We start from the raw sequence: 16,832 nt of genomic DNA on the forward strand, positions 1-16,832 counted from the left end.
TATGTTGCAATATTTAAAGTTTTTACACAAAAAATCCTCTCACCGAATGCACTCAGGAGAGGATTTTTATGGGTTGGGGTTTGTAAACCCTATTGGCGACTCAGAGTATTTATCACTCAATTGTTTACGGAAATTTCGGAAACTTGCTGAAATCTGGGATACGTAAAAGAAAGTAAAGTCTTCCTTTTGCGTACCCCAGATTAACCATGAGAATAGCTAACGGAGATTTTAATTTATTGATAACTTTAGGAGCTGTGTATTCTTTGTAATCAATTGATTATGATTGATTTTCATTGTATTCGACGTGCCATGTGTGGTCGGCAAGCATCGTAACTTTAGCAATATAGCGACTGTATTTATACGAACGGCCCCATTCGCCCGGTGCAATCATGGAAAGCACGTCGCTGCCGTCTTCTTTTTCATACACATAATAAACCTCGTTCAGCACTGGCTCAAAATTCATGTGGGCGGCATAAATCCGTTCCGATACATCTACGCGCTGACGCAACTCCTTGGCTTGTTGGGCCAGCGTTGCCATTTGTTGGTAAATCTGTCCGAGCTGCCTTTCGGTTTGTTGACGCATGGCCAACACTGCCTTGCCTTTGACTTTGCCCATATCTTCGGGCTTAATGACTGCGCCGCCTACCGAGTGGGCATACGCCATGAGTCCGGGGTTTTCAGCTACTTTGTCGGGATTGATAGGGTTCTCTACCATTATATAACCGTTGTTTGTTGGTTAATAAATTCAACGCACAAAATTAATTATTGTTTGGTTTGAATGTAGAACGAAACGCCTTTTAAGCTCTAAATAATAAATAATAGTCTAAATAATTAATATTAAATAGACTATATATCTGTAAAATATTATAAATTAAGATAAAATATATAATCGAAAAAGATGCTCTTTTCGGTGGCTTAGGCCCTTTATTGGCCTCAAACAGATAAGCACATAAGGCGTTGGTTGGTCTCTTCGCCGCAAATCTAATGATTAAAAAAAGGGCGGGACTTTGCTATTGTGCCCATTAATGTTGTTTTTTGAGTGTAAATGCACCCGATAAAAATACGTTTGGCATCATGCTTGCATACTTTTCATACAACTAAAACGTTATTTTTACGGGAATTTTCCACATAATTTGTAAGCAAACGCCTGAAAGCGAGTCGTTTAATGCGAGTCAACCAACTTCTAACCTATTCTACAAAGCTCCAACTGCTTCTGCTGTTGGGAATTACGTCGTTTGTGACGGGCTGCTCGCAGTACAGTACTGGAAGACTGAGTGTGGGGTATCATAACCTCAACGCTAAATTTAATGCCTACGTCATTGCCCGCGACAAAATGCGCGAAGCGGAGATTGCCATGTGCCGAAATCGTAAGGAAGACTACAATCAAATTCTCCCGATTCTTCCCGTACTTGATTCGCTCGAAGCGCAACCTGTGGGTGATTTGCTGCAAGATGTCATCAAAAAAGCGTCGTTGGTGCCCGACCGCCACCAAAACAGCAAATGGGTAGACAATGCTTACGTACTGATTGGTAAGGCACGTTTGTACAAGGGCCAATTTACGGACGGCATCGAAACGCTCCGCTACGTCAACGCCAAAGGGCGCGACGAAGAAGATAAACACGAGGGCCTGATTTGGTTGATGCGGGCCTACGTCGAAACCAAGGATTATAACAGTGCGCTCAGCGTGGCGGAATTTTTGCGTAGCCAGCCCTTAAACGATAAAAATACGCGCGATTACTATTTGGTCAAGGCCTACCTTCACCAACAAAAGCAGGAATATATTTTGGCGTTGGCGATTTTGGAAGAAACCTTTGATTTGTTGCCCAAAGGCGAAGAAACGGCGCGCATTCATTTTTCCGCCGCTCAGATGTACGATTTTCTGGAAAAACCGCAGGCCGCCAATGTGCATTACAAAGAAGTATTTCGCAATCGACCTTCGTACGATTTGAGTTTTTTTGCAAGCATGAATTCCTTGCAAAACGAAGCCCTTACTTCCAACGATGTATCGACCGAAGGCGGATTTAAGCGGATGCTCAATGACCGTAAAAACAGCGACCTGCGCGACCGCCTCTACTACTCAATGGGTGTGATTGAAACGCGTAAGAAAAACTACCCTCAGGCCATTCGTTTTTTTGAGGAGTCCATTCGTCAAACCACCACCAATACTACCCAAGTGCCCTATACCTACCTCGAAATGGCAAAGGTATACTACGACAAACTCCAGAATTATGAATTAGCCAAAGCCTATTTTGACAGCTCATTGGCACTTTTGCCCCATACGTCCCCCCAATTTCAAAAGATTACGGAGCGAAAAGATGTGTTGGACGAGTTTGTAAAACAGCTCACCACGATTCGGACTGAAGACAGTTTGCAGCGGCTTTCGCAGATGAATCCCGCGACTTTGGATAAGTTTTTGGATGGTGTAATCGAAAAAGAAATTGAAGAACAAGAACGAAAAGTAAAAGAAGCTCAAAAGCTGGTGGAGCAGGCCAGAACGCTGAATGCCAATGCGTTGAATTTCAACGGAGACCCTGCCGACCGCTTTGTTTTGTACGACCCCGTGGCATTGAATCAGGGAAAATTGGAATTTAAGCAGCGTTGGGGAAATCGGACGTTGGAGGATGATTGGCGGCGAAGCTCAAAAGTGGCTACGTTATTGACCCAAACGGACAATATTACACCTGTGGCAAACGGACAAAACCCTGTAACAGTGGGTGGGGGAGATATTACAAAATTAACCAAAGACTCGCCCGAGTGGAAAGCAAAAAAGGATGCGTTGTACCGCAATATTCCCCTGAAAAAGCAGGAACTTGACGCCTCCAATCAACGCATGGAAGATGCTTATTATAAATTAGGGAAAATTTATAAGTTTAGTTTAATTGAGCCCGAAAACGCTGTCAAGACGTTTATGACCACTTTAGAACGTTTTCCTGCGACAAATTATAAACCCGAAATTTACTATTTACTCTTTTTGACCGACCAAAAAAATAATCAGGACAGTTGGAAAACCAAGCTGTTGGCGGAGTTTCCCAACTCTTCCTACACCCGGTTATTGACCAAGGCCAACGGGAGTATTGCCGCTACGGGCAATTTAGAATTGGAAGCAATAAAAGATTATGAGAAAATACTGGGATTATACCAAAACGCCAATTTTTCAGAAGCTTATGCCCAATTGGAAATGGCGATTGTGACTTATTCAGGAAGTAAAATTGAAGATAAATATGCATTGCTTCGAATTTATTTGCTCGGCAAACTTCAAGGGCGCGAAGCCTACCTCAAAGCGCTGAATAGCTTTATTAAAGATTTTCCAACCAGTCCGTTGCTGCCTCGTGTTCGGGAGGTTTTGGAAGCCCAACAATCCACATCTATCAAGAAAAATGGCTAATAAGTCTATCAGGTTACCCGATGTTCCTGAAAAAATCCTTATTATTGCGTTTAAAGCAATAGTTATCCACCTGTCCATTTTGAAGTTGAAAACACAACCTGAACTTCATTTCAATTGGAAAAATTTGTACTTCAATTTTTGAAAAATGGGACAAAAGTTGACCGATAACGATTAACGAATTACTTCAATATGGCATTTTTGAAAGGAAAGTATCGCAAATCCATTATTTTGTTTTGGCAATTGGCCAGTGTTGTGATTGGAGGGGCTGTATTATACATAAGCGCCGTTTATTTTAATTTCTTTTGGCTTTTTGGCGGAATGCCCGATTTGAAAGCCATCGAAAACCCTGAAAGTCAGGTTGCTTCCGAAATTCTTTCGGCCGATGGGCAGACTCTTTCTAAGTATTTTATTGAAAATCGTACACCAGTTGAGTTTGACCAGCTTTCGCCTAACATCGTTAAAGCGCTGATTGCGACCGAAGATGCTCGTTTTGTAAAACACTCAGGCATTGACCCCCGCTCGATGTTTCGGGTTTTGAAAGGCGTTGCTTCAAGCGAGCAGGGAACCACGGGCGGTGGAAGTACGCTGACCCAACAATTGGCCAAGAACCTGTTTCAAACCCGGAGTGACAAATATAAAGGAGCTTTGGGAGATCTTCCCCTCATCAAAACCGTCATTGCAAAAACCAAAGAATGGATTTTGTCGGTAAGGCTGGAGCGAAATTATACCAAACAGGAAATCATGACGATGTACCTCAACACCGTTTCATTTGGTAACAATGCCGACGGGATTAAGACGGCGTCAAGGACGTATTTTCGGAAAGAGCCCTGGAATTTGAATTTGACCGAGGCCGCGTTATTGGTAGGTATGTTGCAAAACCCTTCCCGCTACAACCCGCGTGTATTTAAAGAAAGAGCATTAGAGCGCAGGAATGTGGTAATGGGCCAAATGGTGAAATACGGTTTTCTGACGCAGGAAGCATTTTATGTGAATAAACTGAAACCCCTTGGCCTGAATTTTAACATTGAAAACCACAACACTGGTCCTGCTCCTTATTTCAGAGAAGTATTGCGCGATTGGATGAAGACGTGGCTTGCCCAGTATAATCAAGAAAATGGGACGGAGTATGATTTGTACACCGATGGACTACGTATATATACAACCATTGACTCCCGGATGCAGGACTATGCCGAGCAGGCCGCCGAGCAACACATGAAAGACCAGCAGGCTAAGTTTTTCAATCATTTCAAAGAACTTAAAATGAATCCGTGGGTGGTGAAAGGCACAAACGGAGGCTATGTGCCTGACCCCAATTTTGAGAGAAGGGCGGTAAAACGCAGTTGGCGCTATCGTGAACTGAAACGCAGTTTTGGCGATGATGAAGAGAAAATTTGGGCAGAATTGCGCAAACCCATCAAAATGAAGGTGTTTTCTTGGCGCGGCGATCGGGATACTATTATGAGTCCGTTGGATTCTATTAAGTACTACAACAAGTTTTTGCGCATCGGAATGGTCTCGATGGATCCGCGCAACGGCGACGTGAAAGCATGGGTTGGTGGAATCAATTATAAGCACTTTAAGTACGACCAAGTATATCAGGGCAAGCGCCAACCAGGCTCCACTTTTAAACCATTTGTGTATTGCTCCGCCATTGACGGAAACTACGTCACTCCCTGCGAAACCATTATGGACCATCAGGTTTGTATTGGAGATTGGTGTCCCAGGAACTCAACAGGGTCTTTTTCGGGGCAAATGCTGACATTGCGGCAGGCACTGGCAAAATCGGTTAACTCCATCAGTGCGTATTTGATGAGTAGAGTCGGCCCCAAGAAAGTGGTGGAATATGCTCATAAACTGGGGATTACGAGCCCGTTGCCCGAAAATGATGTAACGATTTGTTTGGGAACGCCTGACGTATCGGTGTACGAAATGGTGAATGCGTATTGCACTTTTGCCAACAGCGGCAAACACGTTGACCCACGTTTTGTAACCCGCATTGAAGATAAAGACGGACGCTTGTTGGCGGAGTTTCCACCAAACGAAAAAGAAGTAATTAGCCCAAGCATTGCCTACCAAATGTTGTTTGTAATGCGTGGTGCCGTGGAAGATCCTTGGGGAACGGCGCAACGCCTGCGGACGCAGTACAAACTGGCCGATAATAACGAGATTGCTGCCAAAACGGGAACGACTTCCGATTATACTGATGGCTGGTTTATGGGGGTTACTCCTAATTTGGTCACGGGCGTTTGGGTAGGTGGAGAAGATAACCACGTTCACTTTACCTCAATGGCACTTGGGCAGGGGGCGCGGATAGCCATGCCTGCGTGGGGATTATACATGCAAAAAGTGTACGCCGACCCTGATTTGGCGGGCAATGACCGCTCTCCGTATCGCCGCGACCGATTCAATAAACCCGACGGAATGGATGTAAACATCGGATGCGGGGGTGTAAAAATTGACACGATAAATACCTATTTACGTCCCAAAGTAACCGACGACGAAAGTATATTATTTTAGAAGTGAGGAGTGAGAATTCAGGAGTGAGTAGGGGTAATGTCTCGCTACTAACTTCTCACTTCTGCTTATTTCCCATCCACTATGAAATTCTTACTCGCACCCGACAAATTCCGTGGTTCCTTGACGGCTTATGAGGTATGTCAGGCCATGAGTGATGGCATTCGTGAAGTGATTCCCGAAGCTGAAATCGTGATGCTTCCTATGGCGGACGGGGGAGAAGGAACCGCCGAAATTCTGACGCTTAATGCGGGGGGCAAAATGCACACTGCTTTTGTCTCTGATCCGTTGGGTCGCCGTATTGAAGCAGATTACGGACTTGCTGCCGATGGCCAAACGGCTTACATTGAAATGGCCACTGCTTCGGGGTTGCGCTTACTTCACGCCGACGAACGTAATCCCCTCAAAACTACAACATTTGGTTCTGGTCAACTTATTCTGGAGGCTTCAGAAAATGGGGCGCGTCATATAATTCTCGGCATTGGTGGCAGCGCTACTACCGACGGAGGCATTGGCATGGCAGCGGCTTTAGGGTGGGAGTTTTTGGACGCCAATGGCATTGCTTTGCCTCCCAATGGCGAAAGTTTAGTCAAAATCCAACAAATAAAACAGCCCCAGCATTTACCTGAAATAACGGTTGAAGTCGCCTGTGATGTGACGGCACCGCTTTTTGGCCCAGACGGCGCGGCGCACGTATATGCGCCTCAAAAGGGGGCAGATGCGGTGATGGTAGCGCAACTAGAACTCGGATTGCAGCATTTGGCATGGGTCGTAAAGCGTGATTTCGAGGTAGATATAGCCCACGTTGCTGGTACGGGAGCGGCGGGTGGTTTGGGGTTTGGAGCGTTATTTTTCCTAAATGCCGTCCTGAAAGAAGGGGTTAAAATCGTAATGGAACAGACCCATTTTGAATCACATTTGACCGATACCGATTTGGTGTTGACGGGTGAAGGAAAAATTGATGAACAAACATTGCAGGGAAAACTCATCGCAGGAATTGCTGGGGCTGCTCAAAAGCGCGGCATTCCTGTAGCGGCGCTATGCGGGGCGTTGATGGTGTCACCTGCCGACCTAACGCATCTGGGAATTTCGTACGCCACTTCTATTTTGCCCCGGCCCATGAGTCTCAAAGAAGCGATTCCCTATGCTTATGAAGGAGTGAAAAACAGTACCCATTATCTCGTAAAACTACTGAATCAAGTCAAAAAATAGCCCACCATAATGATGCATTTGCTTAAAAACACCATTGGACGTCTTCGAATCATCGGCTTTTTAGAAGGTATTTCTTTTCTAGTACTTCTTTTCATTGCCATGCCTTTAAAATACATGGCGGGCCAGCCAATGGCCGTAAAAATCACTGGCATGGCCCACGGAGTGCTGTTTGTGTTGTATATTCTGTACGTTGTGATGGCCGCCGTCGAATACAGCTGGCCGATAAAAAAATCGGTGCTGGCTTTTTTTGCTTCGTTGGTTCCTTTCGGCACTTTTTGGGCAGATGCGAAGTTGTTTCGCTAACTACTTAACTTTATTTTGATTCTTCCAGCAATTGACGAATGCGGTTGGAAAGTTCGGTATTCTGATAAATTCCACCAAATTGCTGGGATTGCGGGCCGTAGGCATACACTGGAACCATGATGGCAGAGTGGCCTTTAGAACCAAAATTTCCTTTAATCATTCCTTCTGACTCACTACCGCCCGTAATACTCATGGCCCCCGTTTCGTGGTCGGCGGTGACAATGACGAGCGTTTGGCCGTCTTCATCGGCAAAACGTAGCGCTTCACCTACCGCCTGGTCAAAATCCAGCACCTCATTGGCTACATAACCCGTATTGTTGGCGTGACCGGCGTAGTCGATTTGTGCTCCTTCAGCCATGATGAAAAAGCCCTTTTTTGCCGTTTTCTGGAAGTGGCTGATGCTTTCTTTTACCGTTAATGGCAGAAAATTGCCACGCCCTTTTTCAATTGACAATGTGGCTTGGTCGTCCAAAACGACGAATTTTTCAGCTTTATTCTGGTTAGCTATTTCGGCGTATTTGCGGATGACATCATACTGACGCGTTTTGAGCGAATCTCCCAAATTGGCTTTGTCTTTGCGCTCAAAAAAGTACTTGCTCCCGCCACCCGCCAAAATATCCAAAGGCTCTTTCAGGAAATCGGCGGCTATTTCTTCCTGCATACTGCGCTTGGGCTGATGGGCATAAAAGACCGCAGGGGTTGCATCGGTGATGGGCCCCGACGAAATAACGGCACATTTCTTTCCTTTTTGTTTAGCGGTTACGGTCAGCGAAGGCCGCGCTACCAAGGTGGCATCCATGCCTATGGTGCCGTTTTTGGTTTTGTATCCCGTGGCCAATGCGGTGCCCGCCGCCGCCGAGTCGGTAATGAACGATTCGGCAGGTTGGGTTTGCATTAAACCAAGATGTTTAAACAACGCCATGTGGAGCTGTCCGTGATTGGCAATCAATCCAGTGTGCATTTGGGCAAGACCCATGCCATCGCCAATCAAAAAAATGATGTTTTTGGGCGTTTTATTGATGCCGTCACTTTTATAGGAGGGTTGGTAAGGCGTGTAAGCGGGAACTGTATTGGTGTATTGACTGTCGGCAGGTTTTGTACTTTTAAAATAATTTGTCAGCGTCTGCGGTGCATCGGTTCCAATCCAATCAACGCCTACCGCCATCAGTTCTTTCCAAACGGCCTCATTGTCAGGCGTTCCCCAGAAACGTATTTTTTTTCCTTTTTGATGGGCACGATTCACCAACTCAACCAACTTTTCGCGGTCTTCTTTGGGAAATAAACCAACCCCTGTCCAACGAGAAACGGTACTGAACGGGGCGCTGAACAAAGGCACGCGGGCCAAGGCGGCGTCAGAATAAGTTTCTTCAAATCGCCCATCAAACGAAACCCAAGAGGGGTATTTTCCAAAATCACTGGGTGAAGGCATGTTGCCGCTGATGACCACTTTAACGGATTTGTTGTCACCAAAAACGTAAGGGAAACGGTTTAGGTGATTGACCAACGTTTCTAGGGTTGGGCCAGCGGTGGTTTTGAGGTCAATCAATAATTGTAAGGAATATATTTTTCCTTCCCGATGCTGCGCGGCGAGCGGCTGCAAATACAAGGCATGAAAGGTGCGCTCAGGCTTGATTTCATCGGGATGATGTGCCACCATCAGTTCACCGTCTTTGAGGAAAACATCGGCTTCGATGGCGCCGCATTGGAGGTTGTAAGCACCAAAAAAAGGATTGGCCTGTGCATAATCATTGTGCGAGTGTGCATTGGCGGAGGTGTACGTAATTTGGCTATGGCTTTGTAGACTGACAAAGACAGCGATAAGGACTGGTAAAATAAAACGTTTCATAAAAATGGTTAGAATCAATGATAGAAAACACCTTGAGGGTATTTTTACTGTATTTTTCCTAAAAAGTAACCCCGTCAGGAAAGGGAGTGTTGCGAAACTCCTGCGTGTCGTACGTGTCACTTTTGGGTTTGGGGCGGACTACTGCGTGGTTTTGGCGCCAGCTCCATTTGCGTTTCCAATGCTCATTTGAGGAGGTAAAGTTATGCTTTAATGTTGATTTCATAGCGTTCTTTTTGCCCGTAAAACAACGCGTTTTGCGTGTCTTCAAGATGAAGCTCCCGTTATGCTTTTGTAAAATATGGTGCGTTAACGATTGAAAAATGAAAAAAAACGGAGGCCAGTGTACCGATGTGGGTGCTCCGTTTCTATCTTTGTTCCATGCAAAATCCGCAAGCCAATAATCCCCTTCATGGCATCACCCTTGAAATGATGCTGAATCACCTGGTTGCTCATTATGGGTGGGAAACCATGAGTGAGTACGTCAATATTCGTTGTTTTCAATACGACCCAAGTATTAAATCTAGCTTAGCATTTCTCCGAAAAACGCCTTGGGCGCGGGCCAAAGTGGAACAACTGTATTTGATGAGCCTGAATGATTAACTAACGTACACGCCCCAAACCAAATTGGTCGCCTAACTGTACGGGTTTTTGACCGTTGAAGTGCACTTCAATCATTTTTTCGCTGTGCACTCCCTGTCCGTTCTCTCCTTGGAGCGTTGTGATGATTTTGTGGGTAGCTACGTCGATGATTTCTCCAGTGGAAGGGTAGGCGTGTTTTCCGTCCAGACTGAACGTAATCCAGCCCGGTTGGTCACGCAGCGACAAGCTCCCGATTTGGCGGGAAGGCATAACCGTTGCATCAAAAAAGTGGACTTTCTGGTTGGCACCGTCCACGACCCAAACTTCTTTTTCGTCGGGTGTAAGGCCGACGCCGTGGCTGGGGCATCCGTGGCGTTTGACGGGCCCTTTCTGCACCCCGCTGACTTCAACGCGGTGCAGCATTTTGCCCGTTTTGAGGTCGCCGATTTCAAAACCCAGCAAATCGTTGACGTTCACAAAACACAACGTTTGTTTTCCATTGACCGTAAAAGGACGAATAGACGCGCTAAATGGGCCAACTTGACGGGTTTCGGTGGGTTTTTGGGCATTTACCACTGTCAAGTAAGGCGAGCGTAAGCCCGCCAAATACACCTCTTTCCCGTTCAATCCGAAAACGGTGTTGTGGGCGCCTGAATTGAGCACAATCTTCTGTTTTACATCGCCCGTGGCGGCATCTACCACCGCCCAATAATCTTTTTCAAACGTGGGCAGATAAATCGTTTTGCCGTCCGGAGAGATGGCCATGCGGTCGCAGCCTTCGTCGTATTTACGTTCCCATTTTACTTTTTCGGTCGTTAAATCTATGCATTGCAAGGTGGTGATTGTGCTGATATAGATGCTGTTGGTGGCCAAACTCGCACAAATTCCTTTAACGTTTATGGGCTTGCCTTCTGCATCCAGTCCCGCCGTAGGAATGCGTTTGACAAACCGATAATTATTGTCAATATCAAAGACCACTAAACCATGTCCGCCGTATTCGAGGTAATTTCGTATGCCTGGCGTCGCCACGTACAGGTAGCGCTTGAGGGCTTGTTTTTTCTTGGGAACGGTATGGGTAAAAAGGGCCATGATCCCTAAAGACAAGGTTAATAGCAAAAGCTGGAATCGTACCTTTTTCATCGTAGTATTTGATTGACGACTTATTTTTGGGCCAAGCCGAGATTAGAGGGAAGGCCGTCGAGGCTGGTTAAATTATTTTTTTGTATGTATTCGGCCAAGCCGCTTTCCCCTTTTTTCTCGGCCCAATCAAAATGAATGCTTCGCTCTCCTTTGTACTCAAATACGGGTACGCCAAACCCGCACGAGGTTTGTACCAAGTTAATATCGGCCACAATGATCTGGCGCGTACTTGGGTAAATGGTAAAATGGGGGGCGTAAGTTGCCCAATCTTCTGAGGAAGGTAAAACGGTAAATCCTTTGCCATATAGCCTCAAAATGAGTGGATTGGCATCAAAAGAACAAAACATAAACGTAATGCGACCGTTTTCGAGCGTGTGGGCAGAGGTTTCATTACCGCTGCTGATTAAATCCATGTAGGCCACTTTATTTTCAGACAGAACCCGAAAACAATCCAAACCCTTGGGCGACAGATTGATGTGTCCGTCGGGGTTGAGTGGTGCCGTACTGACAAAAAATAGGTGTTGTTTTTGAATGAATTCTTGATGCGATTGGTGGATGGAAGGATGAAGTTTTCCCATGGCAGTTGCGTTTAAATCGTTGGGTAATCAACACTTCTGGGGAAGTGTTTGGGTTTGTTTTACAATAATAACGGTTACAAAGGGCAGAAAAAAACAAACCCCTGAAAACAACCTTTGCAGGTGTTTTCAAGGGTCAAAATACGGGTTTTGAAGCAACGGCTAAAAGTTGGGTTTCAGCAAATATTTAGCGTAAAACTCATCAATAACGCGCACGGCTTCCTCGGCGGTGTCGACCAGACTAAACAGTTTGAGGTCTTCAGGATTGATGTTGCGTTCGGTTTCGAGCATGGTGGTTTTAATCCAGTCAAGCAGCCCCGACCAATAGGCTTTTCCGACCATCACGATGGGGAAACGGCCGATTTTTTTGGTTTGAATGAGCGTTAGTGCTTCAAAAAGCTCATCCAAGGTGCCAAATCCACCCGGCATGACCACAAAACCCTGAGAGTATTTGACAAACATTACTTTTCTGACAAAAAAGAAATCGAAGTTGATGTTTTTGTCGGGGTCAATGTACAGGTTACTGTGCTGTTCAAAGGGGAGAATGATATTTAAACCTACCGATTTTCCGCCCTGTTCAAAAGCCCCCTTGCTTCCTGCTTCCATAATCCCGGGGCCGCCGCCCGTGATAACCCCGTAGCCGTGACGTACGAGTTTGGCGGCGATTTCTTCGGCGATTTTGTAATACTCATGGTCGGGTTTGGTACGGGCAGAACCGAAAATGGAGACACACGGGCCGATTTTTGCTAACTTATCAAATCCTTCTACAAATTCGGCCAAGACTTTGAAAATTACCCATGAATCGGCGGTTTTTATTTCATTCCAGTTTTTGTCTTCAAATGCTTCGCGAATGCGATCTTCTTCGTTCAATAATTCAGTTTCTGACATGGCTTTAACTTTTTTAAAGGGTCTTTCAATTTTTGTAGTTCCTAAACAGAAAACCCAAAAACACGGAGACGGGTTGTGAAATTATTCAAGTCGGTTACCCAAGGTTTTGTACCTTTGCGGTAACGGGAAACAATAACGAAAATAATTTTAATTCTAGTTCAGGTTATGGCTAAAAAAATTGCAATTGGTGGCGACCACGCCGGATTTTCCTTAAAAGAACCGCTGGCAGCGTGGCTGAAAGAGCAAGGGTATGAAGTAAAAGACTTTGGAACTTACAGCGCCGACTCAGCCGACTATGCCGATTTTGCGCATCCAGTGGCTTTGGCGGTCGAAAAAGGAGAATTTGACGCGGGGGTATTGGTCTGCGGAAGCGGACAAGGCGTGGCCATTACGGCCAATAAACACCAAGGAATTCGGGCGGCATTGGTATGGGATACACCGCTGGCGGCGCTGGCTCGTCAGCACAATGATGCAAACATCATCTGTCTACCCGCACGGTTTATTGCCGAAGAAACGGCGTTTGAGTGCGTTACTATATTTTTGAATACCGAATTTGAAGGTGGACGCCACGCTACGCGCGTCGGAAAAATTGCCTGCTAAAATACAAAGTGATGAGGTTATGGAAGTTACCGTTACCTCATCACCCAATCTTCTCTTAGTGGTTATATTAACGATAGTTGACAACAACTCTTCATCTTTATCAATAAAAAAATAGCCCTCAAATCTAAATATCCATCTTTTTCGTAAATGGTAGATAGAAATATATACCTAAACGTCATTGATGAAAATTATCGTTTTTGGGCTTTGGCTCACCTTGGGCACTTATAGTTTTTGCTGGGCACAACTAACCCAAACAGACACCCTTCTAGCCGATATTGGCGTAAATCAATTACCAGATTTACTACCTTCCAAAATGCTCTTCACACAACGAGCAGTGTGGGGAAGTAGAGGGTTAGTCCGAAATTGGCGACCACTGACCATTCAAAACAGGCAGAGTGAGCTCAAAATCAGGCGAAATATGCTGAAAATTCACCGATTTGTGGGGCTTACGACATTGGCAGGCATGGTGGGGCAGGGGTTTCTGGGGGCCAAGTTGTACCGCAATTATTCTTCCTCACTCAAAAATTCCCATGAAAATATGGCTTTGGGAATCAATATCACCTACACTACGGCGGCGCTGCTTTCACTTACGGCGCCTCCACCAATGGTACGTCGAAAGGGATTCAGTGGCGTGAAGCTTCACCGTGGTTTGGCCATTTTACATCTTTCGGGCATGATTGCTACCAACGTATTGGCCCGTAAAATATCCGATAATCCTTCCCTAAAACCCTACCATCGGGCCGCCGCATATACCACATTTGCGGCAATGACTGTGAGTGTAGTAAGTCTAAAATTTAAGTAAAAGTGTATGAAGCTCATTGCTATTTTAATTGGTTTTTTCTGGTACTTTGGAGAAAAAACGACTTTTTCAAACGTAAAATTATTTGCGCTTCCCAGCCAGTCCTCGGTAAGTTATGAGGGTTTTCATCCATTGCACAACTGGACGGCCAAATCGAACTCAGTGGTATGCGTAATAAATTATAATCCTGACAAACAGGAGATTATGACGGTTGCGGCTTCGGCAAAAGTGGTTAGTTTTGACAGCCGGAATTCCAATCGTGACTCCAATGCAATGGAAAAAATAGAAGCATTGCTATTTCCGAGGGTTAGTTTTACGGGAGATTCTATCGTGGCAAACGCGGGTAAAATGACCATTGTTGGCAATTTATCTTTTCATGGGGTCAGCAAAAAAATCAGTGTTAATGCTCAGACCTCTCTCAAGGGAAATAAAATGAAAGTAGAAGGGGCATTTCCTGTTAATCTCAAAGAATACAATATTCTCATTCCTTCGCTTTTGGGAACGTCTATCAAGGAAGAAATCAACGTTAAGTTTACCTTCGTATTTGATGTAAATCAGTGAAAAAACAAATAGGCGAGCAAAATTGCCGCAGTTACTCCTATAAAGTCGGCAATTAGTCCCGCAACAATGGCATAGCGGGTTTTCTTGATGCCTACTGAGCCAAAATACAGCGCAACAATGTAGAAAGTGGTATCGGCAGAGCTTTGAAACATACACGACAATCGTCCCACGAATGAGTCTGCACCAAACTGCTTCATGCTGTCGATCATCAGCGCCCTCGATGCACTGCCACTGATGGGGCGCATCAATGCTACGGGCAATGAATCAGAAAAATCGGTGTTCATGCCAGTCAACGCAATCAGGTATTTTAAGCCTTCTACCAAGTAGTTCATTACGCCCGCATTTCGGAAAGTACTGATGGCCACCAACATTCCGACAAGGTAAGGAATGATTTTGACCGATGTTTCAAAACCAGCTTTAGCGCCATCAACAAAAGTGCCAAACAAGTCTATTTTTTTGCGGAGCCCTCCGAGCAAGAATGTTACCACGATGAGTAACAAAATCAAATTACCGCCCACTTTTGAAATGATTTCGAGCTGTTCTTTCGTTTGCGTAGATAAATACCACAAAAGCAGCCCTAATATCGCGGTTATCGAGCCTATCCAGCCAATAAAGATTCGATTGAAAAGGTTGATACGCTGCCAAAATCCAGTGATAATGATGCTGGCGACTGTGGCGATGTAGGTAGCAATCAGACACGGAATTAAAATGTCGGACGGGTCTTGCGCACCCAAGATGGAGCGTTGGGCCATCACACCCAGCGGAATAATGGTCAATCCCGACGTGTGTAAGACCAAAAACATGATTTGGGCATTACTGGCGGTCTCTTTGGTAGGGTTTAGGTCTTGAAGACTTTGCATGGCGCGCAAACCAAAAGGCGTTGCGGCATTGTCAAGCCCCAGCATATTGGCCGAAAAATTCATAATCATCTGGCCGTTAGCAGGGTGGTTTTTAGGTACTTCTGGAAAAAGCTGATGGAAAAATGGGCCAATGATTCGGGCAAGAAAATTGATAGCACCCGCCTTTTCTCCGATATTAAGCAATCCTAAAAAGAAGGTCATCACTCCAGCCAAAGGTAGCGCAATGTCCATCACGGCGACCTTAGCAGAATCAAACATGCCTTCGACAATCAACTTGAAGATTTCAGTATCGCCTGAAAAAATGAATTTAATCAAAGCAACTGTAAAAGAAATAAGAAAAAATCCAATCCAGATGTAATTAAGGGCCATGGGGCGGGAGAAGGTTAGGAAACCTAAAAATATAAAAAAATCACGCAAAGACGGGAAGCGGCCCAAAAAAAGCCTGACTGTCCTGCGTCTTTGCGTGCGCTATTATGAAACAAACTACTGCTTTCCTACCAATTTTTTGGCAAAGCCCACCGAATGAATCAGACCCAGCCACGCTTTGCGTTTAAAAGCATCGTAGGTGTTGGCCAATGTGAGGTAAGGGCTGAAATTAATCGGGCCGTAGTTCTCGACGATGTATTTCTCGGCATTTTTCTCGGCATTCCAGTAGGTTTCTGAGCTAGAATTGGCCTTTGTGCCACTGCCTGTTGTATCAAATGCGGCGTGACGAGTATAATCTTCGAGGGTTAAATGCTGGAACGTATAGCCACGACTGTACATATCGTGCGACCAAACCGTGGCCGTATCAACGCCGCGCCATCCGCCGCCGTAGCAGCCGATGTCTCCCTGAGGGAGGGTTTCCTTGCGGTATTTATCGACGTCAATCATGGCGCAATATTCGTTGAGCCGACATTCGGGCAGGATATGAACGCGCCCTGCTTTGAGTACTCTCAATTGGATGTCTTGGCGGGGGGTCGGGTATTTTTCGGCCAGGGCAATGGCCTCTTCCTGCGTCGGAACGTATTCTTCAAACTTTTTAGAATTACATTTATTGCCCCAATCTGGCCCAGCTGGGCAACTCCAACACTGTCCGATGGAGCCTACCCCGGTGAGGTTTTCGGGCCCTTTTTCAAATTCTTTCAGCATATCACCAATCATGTCACCATAAAATAACATATCGTTGTGCATGACGCAGAGGTACTTCTTGTCGGTCATCTCGAGCGGGTACTGGTACATGATGCTTTGGCGATAACGCATGTCGGTTTTGGCGCGCTCATAATCAGATACCCCAAGTCCTAAGAAATAATGAGGATGTTGAATGACTAACTTTACGTCGGAGTTACGGAAATAATCAATAATTTTGAAGATGCCGATGTAGTCGTTGTGCGGTTGGAGACGTTCGCGAGAAAGATAAATTTTGTCAATGTGCTGACCACTGTACTTCATTAATGTTTTAATGGTAACAATTGCCTGATAAGGCTTTCCATAAAACGCAATACTGACATCTACTTTTTTACTCATTGGAAGGAGTGATTGGTTATCCGTTGGTTTTTAAACGCTTTTTTTATTAATTGAAAAAAAACGA

General features: G+C 45.3%; 16 protein-coding genes. 8 read left to right on the plus strand and 8 right to left on the minus strand.

Annotated features, from left to right (window positions below; translation table 11 throughout):
• Positions 1-277: 277 nt before the first annotated feature.
• Complete coding sequence (locus DVG78_RS02900) at positions 278-715, minus strand: DUF2452 domain-containing protein (RefSeq protein WP_114459543.1); 438 nt, start codon at positions 713-715, stop codon at positions 278-280.
• Positions 716-1,165: 450 nt separating this feature from the next.
• Between DVG78_RS02900 and porW the strand changes: the two genes are divergently transcribed.
• The 4 genes from porW (at position 1,166) to DVG78_RS02920 (ending at position 7,414) form a co-directional block, all read left to right on the plus strand.
• Positions 1,166-3,385 (plus strand): type IX secretion system periplasmic lipoprotein PorW/SprE, encoded by a 2,220-nt coding sequence (gene porW, locus DVG78_RS02905; RefSeq protein ID WP_114459544.1) that lies wholly within the window; start codon positions 1,166-1,168, stop codon positions 3,383-3,385.
• Between the two features lie 189 nt (positions 3,386-3,574).
• Positions 3,575-5,902 carry a penicillin-binding protein 1A gene (locus DVG78_RS02910; RefSeq protein WP_114459545.1) on the plus strand — a complete coding sequence of 776 codons (2,328 nt, stop codon included), beginning with the start codon at positions 3,575-3,577 and terminating at the stop codon, positions 5,900-5,902.
• 81 nt (positions 5,903-5,983) lie between these two features.
• A complete protein-coding gene (locus DVG78_RS02915; protein WP_114459546.1) occupies positions 5,984-7,111 on the plus strand; it encodes a glycerate kinase in 1,128 nt (375 codons plus the stop codon).
• A gap of 9 nt (positions 7,112-7,120) precedes the next feature.
• On the plus strand, positions 7,121-7,414 hold the full coding sequence (locus DVG78_RS02920) for a DUF3817 domain-containing protein (RefSeq protein WP_114459547.1): 294 nt from the start codon (positions 7,121-7,123) through the stop codon (positions 7,412-7,414).
• A gap of 10 nt (positions 7,415-7,424) precedes the next feature.
• On the opposite strand, the gene DVG78_RS02925 is transcribed toward DVG78_RS02920, so the two are convergent.
• Both DVG78_RS02925 and DVG78_RS29990 read right to left on the minus strand, forming a co-directional pair.
• Positions 7,425-9,260 carry an alkaline phosphatase gene (locus DVG78_RS02925; RefSeq protein ID WP_114459548.1) on the minus strand — a complete coding sequence of 612 codons (1,836 nt, stop codon included), beginning with the start codon at positions 9,258-9,260 and terminating at the stop codon, positions 7,425-7,427.
• 58 nt (positions 9,261-9,318) lie between these two features.
• Complete coding sequence (locus DVG78_RS29990; RefSeq protein WP_158549953.1) at positions 9,319-9,483, minus strand: hypothetical protein; 165 nt, start codon at positions 9,481-9,483, stop codon at positions 9,319-9,321.
• Between the two features lie 155 nt (positions 9,484-9,638).
• On the opposite strand from DVG78_RS29990, the gene DVG78_RS02935 reads away from it, so the two are divergent.
• The gene (locus DVG78_RS02935) at positions 9,639-9,860 is read left to right on the plus strand and encodes a VF530 family protein (RefSeq protein ID WP_114065979.1); all 222 of its coding nucleotides are present in this window, start codon (positions 9,639-9,641) and stop codon (positions 9,858-9,860) included.
• Here the strand turns inward: DVG78_RS02935 and DVG78_RS02940 are convergent, their stop codons facing one another.
• The 3 genes from DVG78_RS02940 to DVG78_RS02950 form a co-directional block, all read right to left on the minus strand.
• A complete protein-coding gene (locus DVG78_RS02940) occupies positions 9,861-10,943 on the minus strand; it encodes a YncE family protein (RefSeq protein WP_310589105.1) in 1,083 nt (360 codons plus the stop codon).
• 56 nt (positions 10,944-10,999) lie between these two features.
• Positions 11,000-11,557, minus strand: a complete 558-nt coding sequence (locus DVG78_RS02945) for a pyridoxamine 5'-phosphate oxidase family protein (protein WP_114459551.1) — start codon at positions 11,555-11,557, stop codon at positions 11,000-11,002.
• Positions 11,558-11,716: 159 nt separating this feature from the next.
• Positions 11,717-12,442 (minus strand): LOG family protein, encoded by a 726-nt coding sequence (locus DVG78_RS02950; RefSeq protein ID WP_114459552.1) that lies wholly within the window; start codon positions 12,440-12,442, stop codon positions 11,717-11,719.
• A 165-nt stretch (positions 12,443-12,607) separates the two neighbouring features.
• Between DVG78_RS02950 and rpiB the strand changes: the two genes are divergently transcribed.
• The 3 genes from rpiB to DVG78_RS02965 all read left to right on the plus strand — a co-directional run bounded on the left by rpiB (position 12,608) and on the right by DVG78_RS02965 (position 14,402).
• Positions 12,608-13,042 (plus strand): ribose 5-phosphate isomerase B, encoded by a 435-nt coding sequence (gene rpiB / locus DVG78_RS02955; RefSeq protein WP_114459553.1) that lies wholly within the window; start codon positions 12,608-12,610, stop codon positions 13,040-13,042.
• 181 nt (positions 13,043-13,223) lie between these two features.
• Positions 13,224-13,844 (plus strand): hypothetical protein, encoded by a 621-nt coding sequence (locus DVG78_RS02960; protein ID WP_114459625.1) that lies wholly within the window; start codon positions 13,224-13,226, stop codon positions 13,842-13,844.
• 6 nt (positions 13,845-13,850) lie between these two features.
• Positions 13,851-14,402: a YceI family protein gene (locus tag DVG78_RS02965; RefSeq protein WP_114459554.1), complete on the plus strand. Its 552-nt coding sequence runs from the start codon at positions 13,851-13,853 to the stop codon at positions 14,400-14,402.
• Here the strand turns inward: DVG78_RS02965 and DVG78_RS02970 are convergent.
• Together DVG78_RS02970 and DVG78_RS02975 are read right to left on the minus strand one after the other, a co-directional pair.
• Positions 14,396-15,631, minus strand: coding sequence for a spore maturation protein (locus tag DVG78_RS02970; RefSeq protein ID WP_114459555.1), 1,236 nt, complete (start codon positions 15,629-15,631; stop codon positions 14,396-14,398). The genes DVG78_RS02965 and DVG78_RS02970 overlap by 7 nt on opposite strands.
• Positions 15,632-15,745: 114 nt before the next feature.
• A complete protein-coding gene (locus tag DVG78_RS02975; protein WP_114459556.1) occupies positions 15,746-16,768 on the minus strand; it encodes a hypothetical protein in 1,023 nt (340 codons plus the stop codon).
• Between the last annotated feature and the right edge of the window lie 64 nt (positions 16,769-16,832).

It is taken from the genome of Runella aurantiaca (genome assembly GCF_003339505.1).
Classification (GTDB): domain Bacteria; phylum Bacteroidota; class Bacteroidia; order Cytophagales; family Spirosomataceae; genus Runella; species Runella aurantiaca.